The 20,381-nt window shown below is 68.3% G+C and carries 19 protein-coding genes; 14 read left to right on the top strand and 5 right to left on the bottom strand.

Annotated elements, in window-relative coordinates:
- Positions 1 to 117: 117 nt before the first annotated feature.
- From A5780_RS26785 to A5780_RS26765, 5 genes are read left to right on the top strand one after another with little or no spacing between them, the layout of a single operon-like run.
- Positions 118 to 1,497: an aminotransferase class V-fold PLP-dependent enzyme gene (locus tag A5780_RS26785; RefSeq protein ID WP_231983101.1), complete on the top strand. Its 1,380-nt coding sequence runs from the start codon at positions 118 to 120 to the stop codon at positions 1,495 to 1,497.
- Positions 1,494 to 2,807 carry a heavy metal-associated domain-containing protein gene (locus A5780_RS26780; RefSeq protein ID WP_231983100.1) on the top strand — a complete coding sequence of 438 codons (1,314 nt, stop codon included), beginning with the start codon at positions 1,494 to 1,496 and terminating at the stop codon, positions 2,805 to 2,807. The genes A5780_RS26785 and A5780_RS26780 overlap by 4 nt, the downstream gene beginning before the upstream one ends.
- The gene (locus tag A5780_RS26775) at positions 2,804 to 4,252 is read left to right on the top strand and encodes a decarboxylase (RefSeq protein ID WP_064910017.1); all 1,449 of its coding nucleotides are present in this window, start codon (positions 2,804 to 2,806) and stop codon (positions 4,250 to 4,252) included. The genes A5780_RS26780 and A5780_RS26775 overlap by 4 nt, the downstream gene beginning before the upstream one ends.
- On the top strand, positions 4,252 to 5,580 hold the full coding sequence (locus A5780_RS26770) for a pyridoxal-phosphate dependent enzyme (RefSeq protein ID WP_064910015.1): 1,329 nt from the start codon (positions 4,252 to 4,254) through the stop codon (positions 5,578 to 5,580). The genes A5780_RS26775 and A5780_RS26770 overlap by 1 nt, the downstream gene beginning before the upstream one ends.
- Before the next feature lie 23 nt (positions 5,581 to 5,603).
- A complete protein-coding gene (locus tag A5780_RS26765) occupies positions 5,604 to 6,317 on the top strand; it encodes an NAD(P)-dependent oxidoreductase (RefSeq protein ID WP_064910013.1) in 714 nt (237 codons plus the stop codon).
- On the opposite strand, the gene A5780_RS26760 is transcribed toward A5780_RS26765, so the two are convergent.
- A complete protein-coding gene (locus A5780_RS26760) occupies positions 6,309 to 7,742 on the bottom strand; it encodes an FtsW/RodA/SpoVE family cell cycle protein (RefSeq protein ID WP_063015090.1) in 1,434 nt (477 codons plus the stop codon). The genes A5780_RS26765 and A5780_RS26760 overlap by 9 nt on opposite strands.
- Before the next feature lie 111 nt (positions 7,743 to 7,853).
- Between A5780_RS26760 and A5780_RS26755 the strand changes: the two genes are divergently transcribed.
- From A5780_RS26755 to A5780_RS26745, 3 genes are all read left to right on the top strand, one after another.
- Positions 7,854 to 9,722 (top strand): Na+/H+ antiporter, encoded by a 1,869-nt coding sequence (locus tag A5780_RS26755; RefSeq protein WP_064910011.1) that lies wholly within the window; start codon positions 7,854 to 7,856, stop codon positions 9,720 to 9,722.
- Between the two features lie 23 nt (positions 9,723 to 9,745).
- Positions 9,746 to 10,372: a TetR/AcrR family transcriptional regulator gene (locus A5780_RS26750; RefSeq protein WP_030514473.1), complete on the top strand. Its 627-nt coding sequence runs from the start codon at positions 9,746 to 9,748 to the stop codon at positions 10,370 to 10,372.
- A gap of 90 nt (positions 10,373 to 10,462) precedes the next feature.
- Entirely contained in the window at positions 10,463 to 11,062 is a 600-nt protein-coding gene (locus tag A5780_RS26745; RefSeq protein WP_064910008.1) for a dihydrofolate reductase family protein, read from the top strand.
- Here the strand turns inward: A5780_RS26745 and A5780_RS26740 are convergent.
- The gene (locus tag A5780_RS26740) at positions 11,044 to 11,820 is read right to left on the bottom strand and encodes a TetR/AcrR family transcriptional regulator (RefSeq protein ID WP_051755675.1); all 777 of its coding nucleotides are present in this window, start codon (positions 11,818 to 11,820) and stop codon (positions 11,044 to 11,046) included. The genes A5780_RS26745 and A5780_RS26740 overlap by 19 nt on opposite strands.
- Before the next feature lie 53 nt (positions 11,821 to 11,873).
- Here A5780_RS26740 and A5780_RS26735 point away from each other — a divergent pair, with 53 nt between their 5' ends.
- Positions 11,874 to 13,355, top strand: a complete 1,482-nt coding sequence (locus A5780_RS26735) for an MFS transporter (protein WP_064910006.1) — start codon at positions 11,874 to 11,876, stop codon at positions 13,353 to 13,355.
- A 6-nt stretch (positions 13,356 to 13,361) separates the two neighbouring features.
- Here the strand turns inward: A5780_RS26735 and A5780_RS26730 are convergent, their stop codons facing one another.
- The 3 genes from A5780_RS26730 to A5780_RS26720 form a co-directional block, all read right to left on the bottom strand.
- The gene (locus tag A5780_RS26730; protein WP_064907010.1) at positions 13,362 to 13,949 is read right to left on the bottom strand and encodes a hypothetical protein; all 588 of its coding nucleotides are present in this window, start codon (positions 13,947 to 13,949) and stop codon (positions 13,362 to 13,364) included.
- Positions 13,946 to 14,326: a hypothetical protein gene (locus A5780_RS26725; RefSeq protein WP_063015080.1), complete on the bottom strand. Its 381-nt coding sequence runs from the start codon at positions 14,324 to 14,326 to the stop codon at positions 13,946 to 13,948. Before A5780_RS26725 ends, A5780_RS26730 begins: the two co-directional genes overlap by 4 nt.
- Positions 14,327 to 14,604: 278 nt before the next feature.
- Positions 14,605 to 16,146: a DHA2 family efflux MFS transporter permease subunit gene (locus A5780_RS26720; protein ID WP_064910004.1), complete on the bottom strand. Its 1,542-nt coding sequence runs from the start codon at positions 16,144 to 16,146 to the stop codon at positions 14,605 to 14,607.
- Positions 16,147 to 16,398: 252 nt separating this feature from the next.
- Here A5780_RS26720 and A5780_RS26715 point away from each other — a divergent pair, with 252 nt between their 5' ends.
- The 5 genes from A5780_RS26715 to A5780_RS26695 all read left to right on the top strand — a co-directional run bounded on the left by A5780_RS26715 (position 16,399) and on the right by A5780_RS26695 (position 20,376).
- The gene (locus tag A5780_RS26715; protein WP_104362599.1) at positions 16,399 to 16,578 is read left to right on the top strand and encodes a hypothetical protein; all 180 of its coding nucleotides are present in this window, start codon (positions 16,399 to 16,401) and stop codon (positions 16,576 to 16,578) included.
- Positions 16,579 to 16,592: 14 nt separating this feature from the next.
- On the top strand, positions 16,593 to 17,699 hold the full coding sequence (locus A5780_RS26710) for a flotillin family protein (protein ID WP_082941099.1): 1,107 nt from the start codon (positions 16,593 to 16,595) through the stop codon (positions 17,697 to 17,699).
- 33 nt (positions 17,700 to 17,732) lie between these two features.
- Entirely contained in the window at positions 17,733 to 18,116 is a 384-nt protein-coding gene (locus tag A5780_RS26705; protein WP_063910793.1) for a cold-shock protein, read from the top strand.
- Between the two features lie 128 nt (positions 18,117 to 18,244).
- Positions 18,245 to 19,339 carry an ATP-dependent DNA ligase gene (locus tag A5780_RS26700; protein WP_197521878.1) on the top strand — a complete coding sequence of 365 codons (1,095 nt, stop codon included), beginning with the start codon at positions 18,245 to 18,247 and terminating at the stop codon, positions 19,337 to 19,339.
- Positions 19,336 to 20,376 carry a DNA polymerase domain-containing protein gene (locus tag A5780_RS26695; protein WP_064910002.1) on the top strand — a complete coding sequence of 347 codons (1,041 nt, stop codon included), beginning with the start codon at positions 19,336 to 19,338 and terminating at the stop codon, positions 20,374 to 20,376. Before A5780_RS26700 ends, A5780_RS26695 begins: the two co-directional genes overlap by 4 nt.
- The last annotated feature ends 5 nt before the right edge of the window (positions 20,377 to 20,381 follow it).

The raw sequence follows: 20,381 nt of genomic DNA, 5'->3' as shown, positions 1-20,381 counted from the left end.
CGCGGTTCTGGACGATCGACCGGTGAAAAGCGTTGTCCGCGACCGGCTTCGAAGGAGACCGCGGCGATAGGTATCGTGGATGTGGTCGCCAGCGTACGAGCCGAAGGGAGCGTCACGTTGCGGTCGCCGATCCCTCGGCCCGCGCACGCCCACCCGGCGAGCGCCCCGGCCTCCGCACCCACTCCCGCGCACTCCATCGTCCGGATCCCCTCACCCCCTGCGTGTTCGCCTTGCCGCCCGGTCGGCGAGGCCACCGCCCCGGCGGCCGTCCGCGATCTCTTCCCCGCGCTCACCGGCGACGGACCGGTCTATCTGGACAGCGCCGCGACCACGCAGAAACCGCTGCCGGTGATCGAGGCGATCGAGGGCTATCACCGCCGCCACACCGCCAATTCCGGCCGTGGCACCTACCCGTGGGCGACGACGCTGACGCGCGCGATCGAACAGGTCCGCGCCGATACCGCCCGCTTCCTGCACGCCGAGCCGGACGAGGTGGTGTTCACCGCGGGCGCCACGGCCGGCCTCAACGCGGTCGCCCTCGCCTGGGGGCTGACCACCCTCGCCGACGGCGACGAAATCCTCTACAGCCCACGCGATCACGCCTCCAACGTGTATCCGTGGCTGCAGCTGCGGGCCACACTCGCCCACTTCGGCCGCCGGGTGCGGCTGGTCCCCTATCGGACCACCGCACTGGGCGAGGCCGATATCGACGACATCGCCGCCAAACTCGGGCCGCGCACCCGGCTGGTGACCCTCAGCCATCTGCACCACGTCTACGGCGCGCGCACCACTCTCGAGGAGCTGCGCGGCCGCATCGACCCACGGGTGGCCGTGTGTTTCGACTGCAGCCAGAGCGCCGGGCACATCCCGATCGATGTGCGTGAGCTGGGCGCGGATTTCGCGGTGCTGTCGGCGCACAAGATGTTCGCCGCGCCCGGCACGGGGGTGCTGTTCTGCCACCGCCGCATCCACGACCAGCTGAGCCCGTTCCTGCCGGGCGGCAACTCCGGTGTCAGCGTGCGCGATTCGGCGCTGCTGCCGGCTCGGATGCCGCATCGACTCGAAGGCGGAACCCACAACATCCCGGGCATCCTCGCTCTCGGCGCCGCCCTGCGGGTACTCGACTCGATCGGCATCGACACCGTCGAACGGCACAACCGGATGCTGACCCGCCGCCTCCTCGACGGCATGCGCGCACTACCCGGGCTGCGCCTGCTGCCCGGCCCCGGCCACGCCCCCTGCGACACCGGGTACGGCATCGTGTCGTTCACCCTCGACGGGATCACCGCCACCGATCTCGGCTTCGTGCTCGCGGAACTGGGTTTCCTGGTGCGCACCGGCGCGCACTGCGTCCCCACCGGCACCGCGAGCGACGACGCCGAAATGGTTGCGGCCGAGGCTGATTCGGTGCGTGTGAGTACTCACGTCTACACCACGGCCGAGGAGATCGACCGTTTCCTCGGTTGCCTCACCACCATCGCCACGGAGGTCCGATGACCACACACCGCGAAACCGCCGCAGCCGTCTCCACCGCCGCCCCCGAACCGGAGTCCGGGTCCGACGCCGGCAGCGCACCCGAAAGCAACGCAGCGGATTACGACCGCCGCAGCGCGTCCCGGATTCTCGCCGAACTGGCCCGTCCCGGCCTGTTCACCACCGCCGCACCCACGGCGGCGCGCACCATCGCGGTGACCCGCACGCCGGTGCGACCCGAGCCGGGCAGCCACCTGACGCTGTCGCAGCGGATGTATCTGGAATCGTTCATGCGCCCGTGCCGTGCCGATCAGGTCACCAGCGCCACCCATCGGGTGGTGTGGACCGACAGCGACGGCATACCCAATACCGGCCACGTTCGCGCCGGTGGTCTCGGGCCGATCGTGCCGGTCGCGGTCCGCGAAACCGTGCTGGCCCTGTGGCACAGCCTCGAGGCCGATACCGCACTGGCCGAACGGATCGCCGCGCTCACCCCGCACGATCGCGCGGTGCTGGGCGCGACCACCACCGATCAGGATCCGATCGACATCTTCCGCGTCGGTATCGAAGCCACCGGCCGGGCACTGGCACAGCACGCGCTGCTCGCCGCCGCGACTCCGTACCGGACCGCTACCGAATTCGCCCGCGGGCTGCGCGATTCCGGCATTTTCGCCGCGGTCGCCACCCGCTGGTACTGGGAGCAGCAGGCCTCCAGCTATCGGCGCGGCATGATCGCGGCCGCCTTCGACACCCAGCCCGACGGCACCGTCCGCTACACCGCCGACACCATCGCCACCCTGCGCGCGATGAAGGACGCCACCATCCACGACGCGCACACCGTGATGCGGCGCGCCACGACCGAGGAAAACCTGTCGGTGGAGGCGGCCATCGGCAAGTATCACGACGAACTCGACCTCATCTCACGCCAATACGCACTGCTGCCGGCGGGCGTGCGCCCGTCGTGCCTGGCGGCGATGCCGCATCGCATCGACGGCGAACACTACAGTCTGCTGCCCGAGGTGGTCGATCGGTTCGTGGACCTGTTCACCCACACCGTGGCCGGACTCGACATCGTCGAAACAGCCGATGCCACAGGCGATCTCGCGGGAACGGCAGAGCATCTGTTCTATGTGCCGGATATGAACTGCAAACATTGTGTGCGCACCATCGGCGGCGTGCTGGAATCGATGCAGATCGCGGTGCGCGAGATCGATCTGATCAGCAAGCGGGTGCGCGCCGAATTCCGCAGCGCCCGCAACCGGCACCGAGCCTTCGAAGCGTTGCGCGACAGCGGTTACAATCCGACCCTCGCGGCCCCGGACCCGGCGGGATGAGCGCACCGCCCGCGTTACCGGCGCTGCTGCATCCCCTGGTCCGCGCCTACCTCGACTGCCCGCACGCCCTCACCGCGGCCGTCGCCCGGTTCGGCACACCCGCGCATCTGCTGTTCCCGCAGGTCTATCTCGACAATCTGCGACGACTGCGGGCCGTACCGGTGCGGCATCGGCTACGGCATCGGATCTGCTACGCGCACAAGGTGAATCATTCGAGAGCGTTACTGGCGACCGCGCACCGAGCCGGTATCGGCGTCGACGTGGCCTCGGCGCAGGAACTCGCCGCGGCCCGCGAGGTGGGTTTCGCGCCCGACGATATCGAGGTGACCGGACCGAAGGGCAGGCGATTGCTCACCGCACTCGCCGGTTCCGGTGCGACGGTGAACGTGGACAATCCGTGGGAATTGCGCGAGCTGGCCGGCCTGGCCACCTCGTCCGCGCCGATCCCGGTGCTGTTGCGGCTGAGCGGCTTCCCCGTCCCCGGCGGACAGCCGGCGGTGAGCCGATTCGGCATCGGCCCCGACGAGGTGGCCGAACAACTGGCGTTACTGGCCGCGAGCCGAGACCGGATCATATTGCGCGGCTTCGCCTTTCACCTCGATTCCGGAGATATCGGTGAACGGGTGCGGGCGGTGGAGGCGTGCCTGGACTGGATCGAACGCGCCTATGCCCACGGCCTGGCCCCCACGGTGCTCGATATCGGCGGCGGGTTCCGGCAGGTGTTCACCGCCGACGCCGACCGGTTCGACCGCTACGCGCTGGCGCTGCGGGATTCGCTCGTCGGGCGCGGGGAGCCGATGAGCTGGGCCGGCAACACCTTCGGATACACGATCGACGACACCGGCGCGCACGGCATCCCGATCTTCCACAAATACGCCAACACGATGCCGGGGCCACGGATGCTCGACGACCTGCTCGGCGCGCCACTGGCCGCCCACGGCGGGCAACCGCTGGCCCGGGTACTCGCCGACAACCTGCTGGAACTGTGGTGCGAACCGGGGAAGGCGCTGGCCGATCATGCCGGGATCACGGTGGCGGGAGTGGAATTCGTCAAGCGCACGGCCGACGGCAGCACGGTGGTGACCGTCGATATCGGGCGTGACACGATCACGCCCGCCGACCAGGAGGTGATGGTGGATCCGCTGCTGCTGCCCGGACCCGAATCCGGCGACCGCCCTGTCAAGGATCCCGGCGGGCCGGTCGGGGTGTACATCGGCGGGCACCTGTGCCTGGAACGCGATCTGATCAGCAATCACAAGGTGTGGTTGCCGCGGCTGCCGCAGCCCGGTGATCTGCTGGTCTTCCCGAATACCGGCGCCTATCACATGGATTTGTCGGCAGCGCGCGCATCGATGCATCCCCTGCCGCCGAAATTGGCCGTCGACTACCGCGACGACGGCTTCCACGTGGTGCCCGACGCCGAATACCGCCCCGGGAGGCCGTGATGCGCTACGACGACATCACCGATCTGATCGGTGACACGCCCCTGCTGCGCCTGGACCCGGCCGTGCACCGGCTGCCCGGGGTGCAACTGTATGCCAAACTCGAGTTCTACAACCCGTTCGGTTCGGTGAAGGACCGCGTCGCCTGGGGCATGATCCGCGACGAGCTCGACGAGATCACCGCACGCGGGCAGACACTCATCGAGGCCTCCAGCGGCAACACCGCCAAGGCGTTGCGGCTGCTGGGTGCCCGCCACGGTGTGGGCCTGCACGCGGTGACCAACCGGATCAAGGTCGACGAGGTGCGCGATCTGCTGCAGCTGTTCGGCACGCGGATCGAGGAGCTGCCGGGACTGTCGGAATGCCCGGATCCGACCACACCCAACGACGTGTATTCGGTGATCGAGACGATGATGGCGAAAAGTCCCGGCGCCTACCATCATCCGTCGCAGTACACCAACGAGAAGAACATCGACGCCCACTATCACGGCACCGGGCGCGAGATCCACGAGGATCTGGCCTCCGCCGGACTGGGCGCCGACTATCTCATCGGCGGACTCGGCACCACCGGTTCCACCCGCGGCACCGCCACCTATCTGCGCAAACACCATCCGGACCTGCGCACGATCGCGGTCGTGTCGCAGCGCGGTGACTTCATTCCCGGCATCCGGTCGGAAACCGAGATGTGGGATGTGGGGCTGTTCCAGCCGGAGTTCTACGACCGGATCGTGACGATCGACGCAACCCGGGCGATCGAGGCCACCCTCGAATTGGCCACCGGCTACGGCATTCTCGCCGGCCCCACCAGCGGCGCCGGATACGCCGCCGCGCTGGAGGTGTTGCGCGAGCTGCCGCCGCGGCCGACGCCGATCGTGGCGGTGCTGATCGTGTGTGACCGCATCGAACCGTATCTGTCCTACATCAAGAAACGCCGCCCGGACCTGTTCGGCCGCACGGGTTCGGCTGTGGCGGCGCCCACCGACGCGGAACTGCACACCGTCCGCGAACTGTCGGCGGACCAGTTGCGCGAACTCGACGCCACCAGCCGCCCGACGATCGTCGACACCCGCGGCGCGATGGCCTACCGGATCGGGCACATCCCGGGCGCGATCAATATTCGCGACGACCAGCTGGACGACATGTTCGCCCACGGGGTGCCGTTCTCCCGTTCGCGCCCGGTGGTTTTCGTCTGCCCGGTGGGTGATCTGTCCCGCCGCTTCGCCGCCACGGCCGCTCGTGCGGGCTACGAGGCGGCAAGCCTCGCGGGCGGCATCGTCGCCTGGCGCGATGCCGGGTTCGAGCTGGAAAGGGCAGCGCCACCGGCGATCTGAGCGCCGACGGCTGGGCGGGCGCAATGCCCGAAGGGGTGCTGCTGTCGTATGCGCGCGGCGCGCACGACGCCGGGGTGGCCGAATGGGTTCTGGGAGCGTTGATCACGCTGTGCCGCGACTTCCCGGTCTTCGCCCGTGCCCGGCAGGAACACCGCTGGGCCACCCGCCCCACTGACACCCTGTACGGGAAGAAGGTGCTCATCGTCGGCGCCGGCGATCTCGCCGATGCCCTGGCTCGCGCGCTGGCGCCCTTCCGGACTCCCGTGACGGTGGTGGCGAGTACCGCGCGGGCGCGCGTGTATCCGGTCGACGAGCTACCCGCACTGCTCCCTCACCACGACATCGTGGTGCTCGCGGTGGCGTCGACCGCCCGCACCCGCAGACTGGCCGACGCCTCGATGCTGGCCCGCATGCCCGACTGCGCGATTCTGGTGAACGTCTCGCACGGGCGGGTGGTCGACACCGAAGCCCTTGTCGCCGAGCTGTATTCGCATCGGTTGAGCGCCGCGCTCGATGTCACCGATCCCGAACCGCTGCCGCCGGATCATCCGCTGTGGGTGCGCCGGGGCTGTTTCTCACCCCGCATGTCGCCGGCACCGGCAGCACGATCCGCGCCTACGCGGTGGCCGCCACCCAGATCGAGCGGTTCCTCACCGGCCGGCTTCCGGACAACCTCGTCCGCCGAGCACGGTGAGCGTGCGCCGCGAGTCGTTGCGGCGCAACGGTTGTCAGCGTGAGCGCGGTCGGCGGATGTGTTCGGTCATGGCCTCGGCGATCGGCGCCGGTGGGGGCGCGGCCGGTGCGGCCTGGGTGCGCCCGTCGTGGGAGATGCGGATCAGCAGTGCCACGATCACATAATTGGCCAGCAGCGACGATCCGCCGTAGGACATGAACGGCGTGGTCAGTCCGGTCAGTGGAATCAGCTTCGTCACACCGCCCACGACGACGAACAACTGCCAGCCCACCGAGAACGCGAGCCCGCCGCCCAGCAGTTTCCCGAACGCGTCCCGCGTGGCCAGAGCCGCCGCGAAGCCGCGCACGGTGATCACCCCGAACAGCAGAATCACCGCCGTCAGCCCGAACAACCCCAACTCCTCACCGATGGTGGAGATGATGAAGTCGGTTTTGGCGAACGGCACCTCCTGCGGCCGGCCCGCCCCGAGCCCGGTCCCCCACAGCCCGCCGGTTCCCAGCCCGAACAACCCCTGCGCGATCTGATAGCCGTTGGTGTAATAGGTGGCCATCGGATCCTCCCAGACCCGCACCCGCACCCGCACGTGCGCGAACAGGTGATAGGCGACCACCGCGCCGACGGCGAACATCGCCACCCCGATCAGCAGCCACGACGCCCGCCCGGTCGCGATGTACACCATCGCCAGCACCGTGCCGAACACCAGCAGCGAGAACCCCAGGTTCTTCTCGTACACCAGCACCAGCACCGACACGAACGTCACCACCAGCAGCGGCCCCAGATCACGCAGTCGCGGCACCGTGAAACCCAGCACCCGCCGCCCGGCCGCGCCGAACAGATCGCGGTTGGCCACCAGGAACGCCGCCACGAAGATCAGCAGCAGCACCTTGGCGAATTCGCCGGGCTGAATCGAGAACCCGGAGAACAGGATCCAGCTCTTACCGCCGTTGACCTCGCTGAAGCGAGCGGGCAGCACCGCCGGAATCAGCAATGCCACCACACCCGCCAGCCCGCACGTGTAGGCGTAGCGCGCAGGCTGCGTGTGATTGCGCACCACCACCAGCACGAGCGCGAACAACGCGATACCGGCTGCGGTCCAGATCAATTGGTGCGCGGCGTCCGAAGAGGGCGCGGCCGTCCCCTTGGCGGCGGCGCTCGCGGCCTCGGCCCGGTCGAGCCGGTCGATCAACACCAGCCCGAGCCCGTTGAGCAACACCACGCACGGCAGGATCACCGGGTCGGCGTTGCCGGCGAACTGCCGGACCGCCAGGTGCGCCAGCAGCGTCAACGCCGCGAACACCAGCAACGACCACTGCAGCGATCGGCCGTCGTCACCCCCCGCGGCCGCGGACATGATCCACGCCGCGATCCCCACCACGACCACCGCCGCGGCACACAACGTCAATTCCGTACGCCGCGGCCGACCGCGCACGATCGGTCCCGACGACATCCCGGTCCGCAGCGCATTCATCGTGTCCAGTATGCGGATCCCCGCCGCCGCGCGCCGACCGGCCGCACCCGCCCGGATCGTCCCCGGTGCCCGGATGCGCGTGCGACCAGGCGTAACTGGCACGATGGGCGGGTGCATATCGCGTTCGGGGTTGTGGCCGTGCTCGCCGTGGCGGTCGCGCTGGCGGCGCTGGCCCGCCGGATCGGCATGGCCGAACCGCTGCTGCTCACCGTCGCCGGGGTCGTCGCCTCCTACCTGCCGTTCGTCCCGCAGATCGATATCGATCCGGAGTGGGTGCTGCTGGGCCTGCTTCCACCGCTGCTGTACACGGCCTCGATCAGCACCTCGCTGCTGGAATTCAAACCGAAGAAGGTCTCGATCACCCTGCTCTCGGTCGGGCTGGTACTGGCCACCACCTTCGCGGTCGCGGCGGTGGTGTGGCGACTGCTGCCGGTGCCGTTCGCGGCCGCGGTCGCCCTCGGCGCGATCGTCGCGCCGCCGGACGCGGTGGCCGCCATCGCGGTGGCCCGCCGGGTCGGGATGCCGCGGCGCATCGTCACCCTGCTCGAGGGCGAATCGCTGTTCAACGACGCCACCGCGCTGGTGGCGTTGCGCACCGCGATCGCGGCGATGGCGGGCAGTTTCAGCGTGTGGCAGGCCGGCGGCGACTTCGTCTACGCGGCCGCCGGCGGCGCGGTGATCGGCATCGCCGCGGCCGCGGTGCTGGTGTTGGTGCGACGCCGCATCACCGATCCGGTGCTGGACACGGGTGTGTCGCTGCTGGCGCCGTTCGCGGCCTATCTGCCCGCCGAGGCCGCGCACGCCTCCGGGGTGATCGCGGTGGTGGTGTGCGGTCTGATCCTGGGCCAGGGTGCCCCGGTGTGGCAGTCGGCGGCCTCGCGCGTCGCCGAGCGCACCAACTGGCGCACGATCCAATTCCTGTTGGAGAGCGCGGTATTCCTGCTGATCGGCCTGCAGGTGCGCCATATCGTCGACGACGCCTGGAACAGCGGGCTCGACCACGCCACCATCGTGTTCACCGCCCTCGCGGTGCTGGTCACCGTCATCGTGGTGCGCCCGATCTGGGTTTTCCCCGCCACCTACTTCTCGTGGTTCGTCGAAAGCCGCCCCCGCGGCAATCCCAAACCGGCGTGGACCGGTCCCGCGGTGGTGGCGTGGGCCGGGATGCGCGGCGTGGTCACCCTCGCCGCGGCCACCCTGCTGCCCGACGACACCCCGCAGCTGGCGACACTGAAACTGCTCGCCCTCGTCGTGGTCGGCGGAACGCTACTGCTGCAAGGTATTTCGCTGCCCGCGCTGGTGCGGCTGCTGCAACTGCGCGGTCCCAGCCGCGCCGAGGACGCCCTGCAGGAGGCCGCGCTGCTGCAGCAGGCCACCGCCGCCGGACTCGAGGCCCTCGACGACGCGGTCGCCCCCGAAACCCCACCCGAGGTGGTGGCGAGCCTGCGCGACCGGGTCGCGCGGCGCACCCACGCGGCGTGGGAGCAACTCGGGCGCGCGGAATCGGTGCGCGTCACCCCGAGCGGCGAATACCGGCGGCTGCGCCTGGTGATGCTGCACGCCGAACGCGAGGCGGTGCTGCGCGCCCGCGACGGCGGCGGTATCGATCACGAAGTCCTCGAGCAGGTGATGACCACGATCGATCTGGAAGAGTCCACGATCGACCGGATCAGCGAGGCCGACGATGACGAGGCCGCCGGTCCGCTCGCGGCCCCGGTCTCCGGCGGCTGCGAACATCTCGTCGCCGCCCCGCACACCCACACCCCCGACCACCCGGACTACTGTTCCGAATGCGTCGCCGAGGGGCTGACGTGGGTGCATCTGCGCATGTGCCTGACCTGCGGGCATATCGCCTGCTGCGATTCCTCGGTCGGCAATCACGCCACCAAGCACTTCCACGCCACGACGCATCCGGTGATGCGCAGCGTGGAGCCCGGCGAGAAATGGCGCTGGTGTTATGTCGACGAAATCCTGGGCTGAACCCACCCGTTAGGCTCGGGAACGTGCGAACAGGTCAGGACTCCGCCGACAACGACACCCGCATCTGGGGTGGTACCACGCTCACCGAACGCCGCGAGGCGCGCCGGACCGCGTTGCTGGAGGCCGCGTTGGACCTGATCGGCGAGGCCGGCGCGGGCGCGGTCACCATGCGCGCGGTGTGCCGGCGCGCGGGCCTGACCGACCGCTACTTCTACGAAAGCTTCACCGGCCGCGACGATCTGCTCGACGTGCTCTACCGGCAGGTCGCCGACGACTTCCGCGAACCGATGACCTCCTTCGCCGCGGCCGCCGACCCCGACCGCGACCGCGAACTGGCGACGGTGCTGGTCGACAAGGTCCTGGCCGATCCCCGCAAATCGCGGCTGTTTCTGGTCGAACCGTATTCGAGCACCGGATTGGGCCAGACCACCATCGCGGTGATGCCGACGTTCACCCGGCTCATCCAGGATCACCTGTTCACCGATATCGGCGATCCGATGCGGCGGCGGATGGCGGCGGTCACCATGGCCTCGGGCAATGCCGGACTGTTCGCGGCCTGGCTCAACGGCTCCCTGCGCGCCGACCGCGAGCAGGTGGTGAACCATCTGGTCGCGGTGATCGGGGCCTACCGGTCGATGTATCGCGACTGACTCCCGCCCCGGCGCCGATGATTTCCGGGCGCGGCTGCCGTCTGTCTCGGTGAGAGCCGGGTCCGGCGCGAGAGCCGAAGGAGCGAACAGATGGCGACAGTGGTGTGCGGGGCGAGCATGTCCCTCGACGGATATATCGCCGGGCCGGACGAGTCCGGATTCGAGCATCTGTTCGCGTGGTACGAGGCCGGCGACCGAACCTACCCCAGTACCCATCCGGAGGTGCGGTTCTCGCTGACCGACGTCGACTACGACCATGTCAGCGCCTACCTCGACGCGGTCGGCGTGTTCGTGGTCGGGCGCCGGCTGTTCGACCTCACCGACGGCTGGGGCGGCGTGCATCCGTTCGACCGGCCGATAGTCGTTGTCACCCACCACATTCCGCAGGAATGGATCGACTCCCATCCCGGGGCGCCGTTCACCTTCGTCACCGACGGTATCGAGGCCGCCGTCGAGCGCGCCGCCCTCCTCGCCGGCGGCCGGGCGGTGGGCGTCAACGGCGGCACGATGGCGCGCCAGGCGCTCGAGGCCGGACTGCTCGACGAGATCTGGATCGATCTGGTGCCGGTGCTGCTGGGCGGCGGCACACCGATGTTCGATCATCTCGGCGCCGCACCGCAGCTGCTGGAGGATCCGGTCGTCGTGGCGGGCAGCCGGGTCACCCACCTGCGTTATCGGGTGCGCCGCTGAGTGCCGGGGTGCGGCTGCTCGGTATCCGGTGCCGGGCCGGGGCGGCCCAGATCGGCCGTGGGTGCCTCACCCAGGCGCGCGGCCATCCCGTCCAGGACACAGACCAGCCCGAAGTCGAATGCGAGCGCTCGCGCGACTTCCGGATCCTGCGGTAGCGCGTCGCGGTAGTCGGCTCGCAGTTGCGGGTAGTCCGCGGCCAGCTGGTCCATCGAGGCGAGCACCGATTGGTGGTCGACCTCACCGCCGACGGCCTTGCGGTACGTCAACTCCGGAATCACCTGTCCCAGAATGAAACTCATCACCAGGGCGCTGGCCAGATAGACGTCGGTGCCGTCGAATCCGGCCCGCAGGCAGGTGCGGCGCAGCCGGTCGGTGAGCGCGAAGGCGTTGGGGCCGACACTGGGCAGCTGCCCGAGCAGACTCGCCGCCCACGGATGGGAGCGGATCGTGGCGCGCAGGCTGTAGGCGAAGGTGGTGAACACCTCCCGCCAGCTCGTGCGGTCGGGATCGGGGATCTTGACCAGGCCCCAGACCTCGTCGAGCGCCAATTCCAGCAGTTCGTCCTTGTTGGCCACATACCAGTAGAGACTGGTCGCGCCGGCATTGAGGCGGGCGCCGAGTTTGCGCATGCTCAGCGCCTCGAGGCCGTCGGCATCGAGCAGTTCCACAGTAGCCGCGACGATCTGTTCGCGGGTCAGCCCCGACCTCCTGGGCGGGCGGGCCTGCCGCGTCCACACCGAGCTGAACGGTTTGGTCACGGCACCACTGTAATTGCCTCGCACACTGTTCGAGTTTATCGTACGCTGCTCGAGTGGAATCGAACACTGTACGAGAACCCGCGGAGACGACCCCGCGCGATCCCCGCCGCTGGTGGATCCTGGGCGTGCTCTGCCTGTCCCTGCTGGTGCTGATGATCGACGGCACCGTCCTCAACCTGGCCATTCCGTCACTGATCCGGGAACTGGGCGCGAGCCCCTCCGACATCCAGTGGATCCTCGACGCCTACGTCCTCGTCTTCGCCGGACTCCTGCTCACCGCCGGCAGCCTGTCCGACCGGTTCGGCCGCCGCCGCATGCTCATCACCGGACTCGCGGTATTCGGCGCGGCGTCACTGCTGGCCGTCCTGGCCGACGAACCGTGGCAGGTGATCGCCGCCCGCGCCGCCATGGGCGTCGGCGGATCGCTGCTCATGCCCTCGACACTGTCGATCCTGATGACGACCTTCGAGGAGGACGAACGCCGCAAGGCGATGGCCGGCTGGTCCACGGTGTCCATGGTCGGCATCGTGCTCGGCCCCACCATGGGCGGCTTTCTGCTGCAGCACTTCTGGTGGGGGTCGGTCTTCCTGCTCAACATCCCCGTCGCGATCGTCGCGATCATCGCCGCGGTGGTACTGATGCCCGAAACCTACGGGCAGCAACGCCCCGTCGACCTGGTCGGGGTGCTGCTGTCGATCGCGGCGCTCACCGCGACCGTCTACGTGATCATCGAACGCGAATGGAACATCCCCGTCATCGCACTCGCGGTGGTGGCCGCGGCCGGATTCACCTACTGGGAATACCGCTCCCCGCATCCGATGCTGCCGCTGGCGGTGTTCCGCAATCGCGACTTCACCGGCACCTGCCTGACGCTGCTGCTGATGGTGTTCGGCATGGGCGCGGTGATGCTGATGCTCACCCAGTACCTGCAGTTCGTCCTCGGATACGGCCCGATGAAAGCCGGGCTGGCACTGCTGCCGTACGCCGTGGCCGCGACGGTGTGCAACGGACTGGGCGCCACGCTCGGCAAGACGCTGAGCAACAAGACCCTGATCGTCGTGGGCTTGGCGGTGATGGCGGGGGCTTTCGTCATCCTCGCCAACGCCGACAGCTACGCGTGGGTGCTGGCCTCCATGCTGGTGATGGGTATCGGCGGCGGTCTGGCCGGTCCCGCGGCCTATGCCGCGATCATGAGCGCGATCCCGCTCGAACACGCCGGTGTCGGCTCGGCGATGAACGACACCATCCAGCAGGTCGGAATGGCGGTCAGCATCGCGGTGCTCGGCAGTGTGCTGGCGGGCGTGTTCACCTCGCACATGCCCGCCGATGCCCCCGACGCGGCGCGCGAGAACATCGGCAACGCCTTCGCCCTCGGCTTCGGCGAACCAGCCAAGTCGGCGTTCACCACCGCCATGTCCTACGGAGCATGGATCAGCGCCGGTTTCAGTCTCGCGGCCGCCCTGCTGGGCCTGATCCTGCTGCGACACCGCGCGGCGCAACCGGCTGCGCAACCCGAACCGGCCCAGGCGAGCTGAGGGCGGTCACGCCACGGCACGCGGATCGGTCCCCACGGCACGCGCGGGGACCGATACCGTTGGGCGCAAGGCATTGTCGGGCAGCCACCGGGAGAACCGTTCCACCACTTCCAGCGCGCCCAGCCCCACGTATCCGGCCAGCACGCTTTCGGCCAGCGTCATATCGTCCTCGGGCAAACCGTAGACCGAGACGAGCAGACCTAGCCGCGGCCCCGACGCGAGCACCGCGCGGCCCGAGCCCGGCAGAGCCGTCTCCTCGACCAGCGCCGGACATCCCGAATGCAGTACGAGTGCGGCCTGCACTCCCAGCGACAAATCACGAATACGCGGACGATGGCCCGCCGCCGCGGCGCAGATCAGCGAGCCGGGCAGCAACTCGGCGCCGTCCAGATACCCCGGCTCGACGGCGCGCCAGCGCTGCACAGGCGGGAAATGATCGCAGTCCGGGCGACCCGACCAGCGGCGATACGCCCGTTCCAGCAGCACCTCGGTCGCGTCCCGGCAACCGGACTCGTTCACGACCACGGCCCGCATCCGCAGTTGCCGGCACCGCAGCCGATCGGGCCGGGCCCGTTCGATATCGGCGATACTCATAGCCCACCGCCACTGTCGAATTCGGAACGCAGGGATTTCGTCCGCACCGCGGCGACGCTGCGCACCCGCCCCGGGGCCGGAGTGTGGGCCCGCCGCCACGCCGAGACGAACAGGGCGAATCCGCCCGCCACAGCGATGATCACGGCGAGCATCGCCAGGACCAGCGGTGTCGTCGCCGCCGCGTCGGTGCGGCCCGCCCCGCTCGCGCGGATCAGCATCGCCGCGAGCAACGGACCGAGCAGGGCGAGTCCGGCGCCGGTGAGCAGCAGGCCGCCGGTGGTCAACGCTTCCGGGGTCAGTGAGGCGCGAACGGGCGTGGCGGTTTTCGTACTCACCGATTCGGTTCGCGATCCCAGCAAACTCTTGCGCAACGGCATGACCGCCCCTTTCGTTCACCCGCTCGTCAGTGCATTTGAACTGGGAATTCAAACGTACAACTCGAAACGCCACGGGTTCATCCAAAGTGATCCAACTGTCACCGGAACGTTGGCAGCAATTCAGCAGCGACCAGTGTCGAGACGCCTCGGGCTACAGCGCGGAAACGACGCATGCCGCCCGGGCGGACCCGAAGGTCACGCCCGGACGGCATGCGGTGCGTTCGTGCATCCGGTGCACCAACGCGGTGGGCGAACGAGGGCTCGGCGGCCCTCGCCGGTCAGTGCCCCATCAGCACCGGTGCGTCGGCATCTTCCTGGGGCAGTTTCGGTTTGGAGCGCGGCAGGAACGCCGCCGGGATCAGCGTCACCAGAACCAGCACCAGGGCGACGATGTAGGTGTGCGCGTAGGCGGTCGCCGCTTGGTCGAAGCCGGTGTCGAGTTGCTCGGGCGGCACCTTCTGCGCGATGGTCGGATCGAACTGCGATCCGATCGCCGCCTGCGCCAGCGGTTTGTTCTCCAGCATGTTGGTCAGCAGCACCGACATGGTCGCCGTGCCGATCGAACCGGCCGCCTGGTTGACGATGTTCATCAGCGTCGAACCCCGGGCCACCTGTGCGTGGGTCAGCGTCTGGATCGCGGCGGTCATGGTCGGCATCATCGTGCAGCCCATGCCCAGCCCCATCACGAACAACGCCACACACATCAGCGGCAGCGAGGTGTCGGCCGAGAGCTGGGTGAAGAACAGCATGCTCACCGCGATGACGGCCAGACCGCTCATCACCACCTTGCCGGGGCCGATCTTGTCGACCAGCTTGCCGCCGATAGGCATCGTGACCATCGCGCCCAGACCCTGTGGTGCGATGAGCAATCCGGTCACCAGTGTCGACTTACCCTGCACCTGCTGCAGATAGCTGGGCAGCAGCAGGCCGGAGCCGAAGAACGCCACCGCGAAGAACACCGCGGTCAGTACGGCGAAGGTCAGCTGGCGATTGCGGAACAGATGCAGATCGATCAGCGGATGTTCGGTGCGCAGCGCGTGGAAGACGAAACCGACCATCAGCACCAGGCCGATCGCGGCCGGCACCAGCACCCGCGCCGAGGCCACCGTGTGCTGTTCGGGAATCGAGGACACACCGAACAGGAACAGCGCCAACCCCGGTGACGCGAGCAGCATCCCGAGGAAGTCGAACGATTCCGAGGGTTCGGGCCGGTCCGACGGCAGCACCACGACCGCCAGGATCAACGCCACCACACCCACGGGCAGGTTGATCAGGAAGATCCAGTGCCAGCTGAAACTGCCGATCAGCCAGCCACCGAGAATGGGCCCGAGAATCGGCCCCAGCAGCATCGGCACACCGAGGACCGCCATCACGCGGCCGATCCGCTGCGGTCCGGCCGCGTGGGTCATGATCGTCATACCCAGTGGCATCAGCATGCCGCCGCCGAGGCCCTGCACCACGCGGAAGGCGATGAGCGACTCGATGTTCCAGGCCGTGGAACACAGCACCGAGCCGAGAATGAAGAACGTCAGCGCCAGGATGTAGAGACGTTTGGTGCCGAATCGGTCGGCAGCCCAGCCCGTCAGCGGGATCACGCTGGCCAGGGCCAGGGTGTAGCCGGTCATCGTCCAGGCCGCGATGGCGTAGCTGGTGTCGAATTCGTGCTGGAACGTCGGCAGTGCGACGGTTACGACGGTCACGTCCAGGATCGACATGATCGCGCCGAGCACGACCACACCGGCTACCTTGAACACCGCGGCATCGAGTGTGTCGGAAGCGGGATCCGACGTCGCCGCAGGAATATCCGGAGGAGAGGTCACCGCTTCAGCCTGCCAGGTGACCGATCGCTTGACCAGCCCCCGTTCCCAGGGGAGGCCATATCGAAACCTCCGACTTTTCGCGTCCGATTCGCCCGTTCCCACCGTTATCTTGCCGCCCGCGGCGCGGTCCCGGCGCGCGCACTACATTGGTCTCCATCCGTTCATTCGTTGTCCGGCAAGGAGTTCCCCGCGATAGAAGACCCGGTACTCGGTTCGACCGGTAGGCTCACATCGCCGATCCGGCGCGCAGGCATGCTCGGGGAGGTCCTGGTCGCGATCAGAGGGGGCACCGAGCTGTACATCGCGCGATCCACCGAACCCTTGGATGCCGGCACCACCGTACTCGTGGTCGAGGTGCATCCCGGCCGGATCGTCGATGTCGTCGAGTGGATCCCGCTGGATGTCGGACCGGGTGGGGATACAACGAAATAACAAGGGAGACACCAGTGCTGGGCTATCACGTGCCCGATCCCGACGAGGCCATGCTGATCAGCGGCGGCCGCGCCAAGGACAACGCCCCCTTCCGCGTCATCACCGGCCACGGCGCCTGGGTGATGCCGTTCTTCCGCAAGGTCAGCTACCTATCGCTGGCGATGTTCGAATCCGAGATCCAGGAACGCTGCGTCACCCGTCAGGCCATCCAGCTCGACGTGCGCGCGGTCATCGCCTTCAAGGTCGCCAACGACACCCAGTCCGTGGTCAACGCCGCACAACGATTCCTGTCCGAACAGGAACGCGAGATGTCGGTGCTGACCGGGCGCATCTTCTCCGGCCATCTGCGCTCCATCGTCGGTTCCATGACCGTCGAGGAGATCATCCGCGAACGCCAGAAACTCGCCGACGAGGTCCTGGTCGCCTCCAAGGTGGAGATGAGCAATATCGGACTGTGGGTCGACTCGTTCCAGATCCAGTCCATCGACGACGGCGGACTCGGCTACATCGCCGCCCTCGCCGCACCGCACAACGCCGCCGTTCAGCGCGACGCCCAGATCGCTCAGGCCGCCGCCGCCCAGCTCGCCGCCCAAGCCGAACAGGAATCGCTGCGCAAACAGGCGGAATATCAACGCCAGACCGCGATTCTGCAGGCCGAATACCAGCGCGATATCGACAAGGCCAAAGCCGAGGCCAGTCAGGCCGGCCCCCTCGCCGAAGCCATCGCCCTGCAGGAAGTGCTCACCGCCCAGGCCGAACGCGCCCGCAAGGAAGCACAGCTGCGCGAACAGCAACTGCAGGCCGAGGTCGTCAAACCCGCCCAAGCCGAAGCCGAACGCGTGCGCGTACTCGCCCAGGCCGAGGCCGACCGCACCCGCATCCAGGCCGAGGCCGCGGCCTCCAACAACCGGATCGCGTTGGACCAGTTGCTGATCGAGCAGCTGCCCGAAATCGTCAAACAGGCCGCGCTCGGCCTGTCCAACGCCAATCTGACCGTCCTCAACGGACCCGACGGCGTCGGCGAATTGGTCAACGGAATGGTCGGGCAGGGACTGACGGTATTCAACTCGCTGCAAAAGGCTCTTTCCACCGACAACCACTCCGGGGCACCGATAGAGTGACCGCACACGGACGGCAATGAGGAGCAGGTGTAGGTGTCGATCGGGAAATTGGTGTCCTTCGACAGTTCTCGGGGGTTCGGATTCATCCGTCCCGAAGACGGCGGGCCGGACGTATTCGTTCACGTGAACGACATCGGATTGGACGAGGACGAACTGCGGCAGGGGCGAGTATTCGAATTCGAGGTCACCGAGGGTGATCGAGGACCCAAGGCGGTCAACCTGACCGCGGTCGGCGGCACACCGGCACCGCCGCGGCATCGCGGCCGCGGCACCGGCCAGCTCACCGCCGCCGAACACAAACGGCTGATCACCGAATTGCTGCTCGACGCCAGTCCCGCCCTCACCGCCGGCGAGATCATCACCATCCGCGACCGGCTCGCCGAATTCGCCGACCAGCACGGCTGGCTGGAGAACTGACCGGACCGGGCGAATGTCCCGCGACCGCGGATGCGGCTCTCGGCCTACGATCATGACGACGGTGCCGGGCGATGAATTTCTCCCGCCCGCACCGTCGGCATGGGTGAGACCGACCCGAGGAGGATCGCGTGGACCTGCCCGTCATGCCGCCGGTGAAACCGATGCTGGCCAAATCCGCCGGCGCCCTGCCCCGCGAGGACACCCTCCTCTACGAGCCCAAATGGGACGGCTTCCGGTGCATCGTCTTTCGTGACGGCACCGATATCGAACTCGGTTCCCGCAACGACCGGCCACTCACCCGCTATTTCCCGGAAGTGGTGCGGCTGCTGGACACGGCGCTACCACCGCGATGCGTCCTCGACGGCGAAATCGTCGTCGTCACCGAACACGGCCTCGATTTCGATGTCCTGCAGAACCGCCTGCACCCCGCGGCCTCACGAGTGAACAAACTCAGCGTCGAAACACCCGCGAGCTTCGTCGCCTTCGACCTGCTCGCCCTCGGCGACGAGGATCTGACCACCAGGCCCTTCCACGAACGCCGGCAGCTGCTGGAATCCATCCTCGACACCCCGCACGAGGGCATCCACCTCACACCCGTCACCTCCGACCCCGACACCGCCCAGGACTGGTTCACCCGATTCGAGGGCGCCGGCTTCGACGGCGTGATGGTCAAATCCCGCGATCTGCCCTATATGCAGGACAAACGCGTCATGGTCAAGGTCAAACACGAACGCACCGCCGACTGCGTCGTCGCCGGATTCCGCTGGCACAAGGACGGCCAGGGCGTCGGCTCACTGCTGCTGGGCCTCTACGACGAGGACGGCCATCTGCACCACGTCGGCGTCGCCAGCAGCTTCACCGCCGCCCGCCGCAAACAACTCGTCGACGAACTCGCACCGCTGCGCGAAGGCGCACTCGACAACCATCCCTGGCGCAACTGGGCCGACGCCGCCGCACAAGCCAAGGCCGAAGGCAAGATGCCCGGCGGCATCAGCCGCTGGACCGGCGGCAAGGACTTGTCCTGGGAACCACTGCGACCCGAACTCGTCGCCGAGGTCCGCTACGAACACCTCATGGCCGGGCGATTACGCCACGGCGGGCGCCTGGTCCGCTTCCGCGACGACCGCACCCCGCAATCGTGCACCTACGCCCAACTCGAAGAGGTCGCGCCCGCCGAACTCGCCGACGTCTTCACCGCCGCGAAAGCGCAGGCCCAGCCGTGAGCGAAGCCATCGACATCGACGCCGACGGCGTGACCGTCCGCATCAGCAACCCGGACAAGATCTATTTCAGCAAACGCGGCGAAACCAAACTCGACCTCGTGCGCTACTACCAGGTCGTCGCCGAACCACTGCTGCGCACCATCGGCAACCGGCCCGTGCTGCTCGAACGCTATCCCGACGGCGCCGGCGGCAAATCCTGGTTCCAGAAACGCGTCCCGAAATCGGTCCCCGACTGGCTGCAGACCGTGCAGGTCTCCACACCCAACGGCACCGCCAGCGACGCCCTGGTCGCCGCCGACCTCGCCCACATCCTCTGGGCGGTCAACCTCGGCTGCCTCGGCTTCCACGTCTGGCCCAATCACGTTCCCGCAGGCGGCGTTCCGGCCCGCACCGAAGGCGAGATCGGCGACCTCGACATCAGCGACGAACTGCGCATCGACCTCGATCCCTCCCCCGGCATCGGCTTCGACGAGTTGCGCCACGTCGCCGTGCTCACCCGCGAACTGCTCGCCGAACTCGGCATCGACGCCCGCGTCAAAACCTCCGGATCCCGCGGCCTGCACATCTACGCCGTCCTCGAACCCGTCTGGGACGGCTACCAGGTCCGCGCCGCCGCGGTCGCCATGGCCCGCGAACTCGAACGCCGCCACCCCGACCTGATCACCGCCAACTGGTGGAAAGAGGACCGCGGACAACGCGTCTTCATCGACTACAACCAGAACGCGCCACACAAGACCGTCTTCGGCGCCTGGTGCGTGCGCCCCAAGGTCGGCGCCCAGGTCTCCACCCCCATCGCCTGGGACGCACTCGACGCGATCGTCCCCGACGAACTGACCATCGCCACAGTCCCCGAGCGGCTCGCCGCATCCGGCGACCCCTGGGCCGACCGCACCCCGCAATCGATCCAGCCACTACTCGAAATGTCGCGCCGCGACTTCGATTCCGGCCTGCTCGACGCCCCCTGGCCACCGAACTACCCGAAGATGCCCAACGAACCACCGCGCGTCCAACCCAGCCGCGCCCGCACCCCCGGCTGAGAACC

This window comes from Nocardia sp. 852002-20019_SCH5090214 (genome assembly GCF_001665865.1).
Lineage (GTDB): Bacteria > Actinomycetota > Actinomycetes > Mycobacteriales > Mycobacteriaceae > Nocardia > Nocardia nova.
The sequence above is the reverse complement of the archived record's forward strand: the minus strand, read 5'-3'. Positions and strand labels throughout refer to the sequence as shown.

What these genes read in the sequence shown, in the direction of transcription:
- A5780_RS26780 (WP_231983100.1), top strand. Translation starts at nt 1,494, where the DNA reads ATGACCACACACCGCGAAACCGCCGCAGCCGTCTCCACCGCCGCCCCC.
- A5780_RS26775 (WP_064910017.1), top strand. Translation starts at nt 2,804, where the DNA reads ATGAGCGCACCGCCCGCGTTACCGGCGCTGCTGCATCCCCTGGTCCGC.
- A5780_RS26770 (WP_064910015.1), top strand. Translation starts at nt 4,252, where the DNA reads ATGCGCTACGACGACATCACCGATCTGATCGGTGACACGCCCCTGCTG.
- A5780_RS26765 (WP_064910013.1), top strand. Translation starts at nt 5,604, where the DNA reads ATGCCCGAAGGGGTGCTGCTGTCGTATGCGCGCGGCGCGCACGACGCC.
- A5780_RS26760 (WP_063015090.1), bottom strand. Translation starts at nt 7,742, where the DNA reads ATGAATGCGCTGCGGACCGGGATGTCGTCGGGACCGATCGTGCGCGGT.
- A5780_RS26745 (WP_064910008.1), top strand. Translation starts at nt 10,463, where the DNA reads ATGGCGACAGTGGTGTGCGGGGCGAGCATGTCCCTCGACGGATATATC.
- A5780_RS26730 (WP_064907010.1), bottom strand. Translation starts at nt 13,949, where the DNA reads ATGAGTATCGCCGATATCGAACGGGCCCGGCCCGATCGGCTGCGGTGC.
- A5780_RS26725 (WP_063015080.1), bottom strand. Translation starts at nt 14,326, where the DNA reads ATGCCGTTGCGCAAGAGTTTGCTGGGATCGCGAACCGAATCGGTGAGT.
- A5780_RS26715 (WP_104362599.1), top strand. Translation starts at nt 16,399, where the DNA reads ATGCTCGGGGAGGTCCTGGTCGCGATCAGAGGGGGCACCGAGCTGTAC.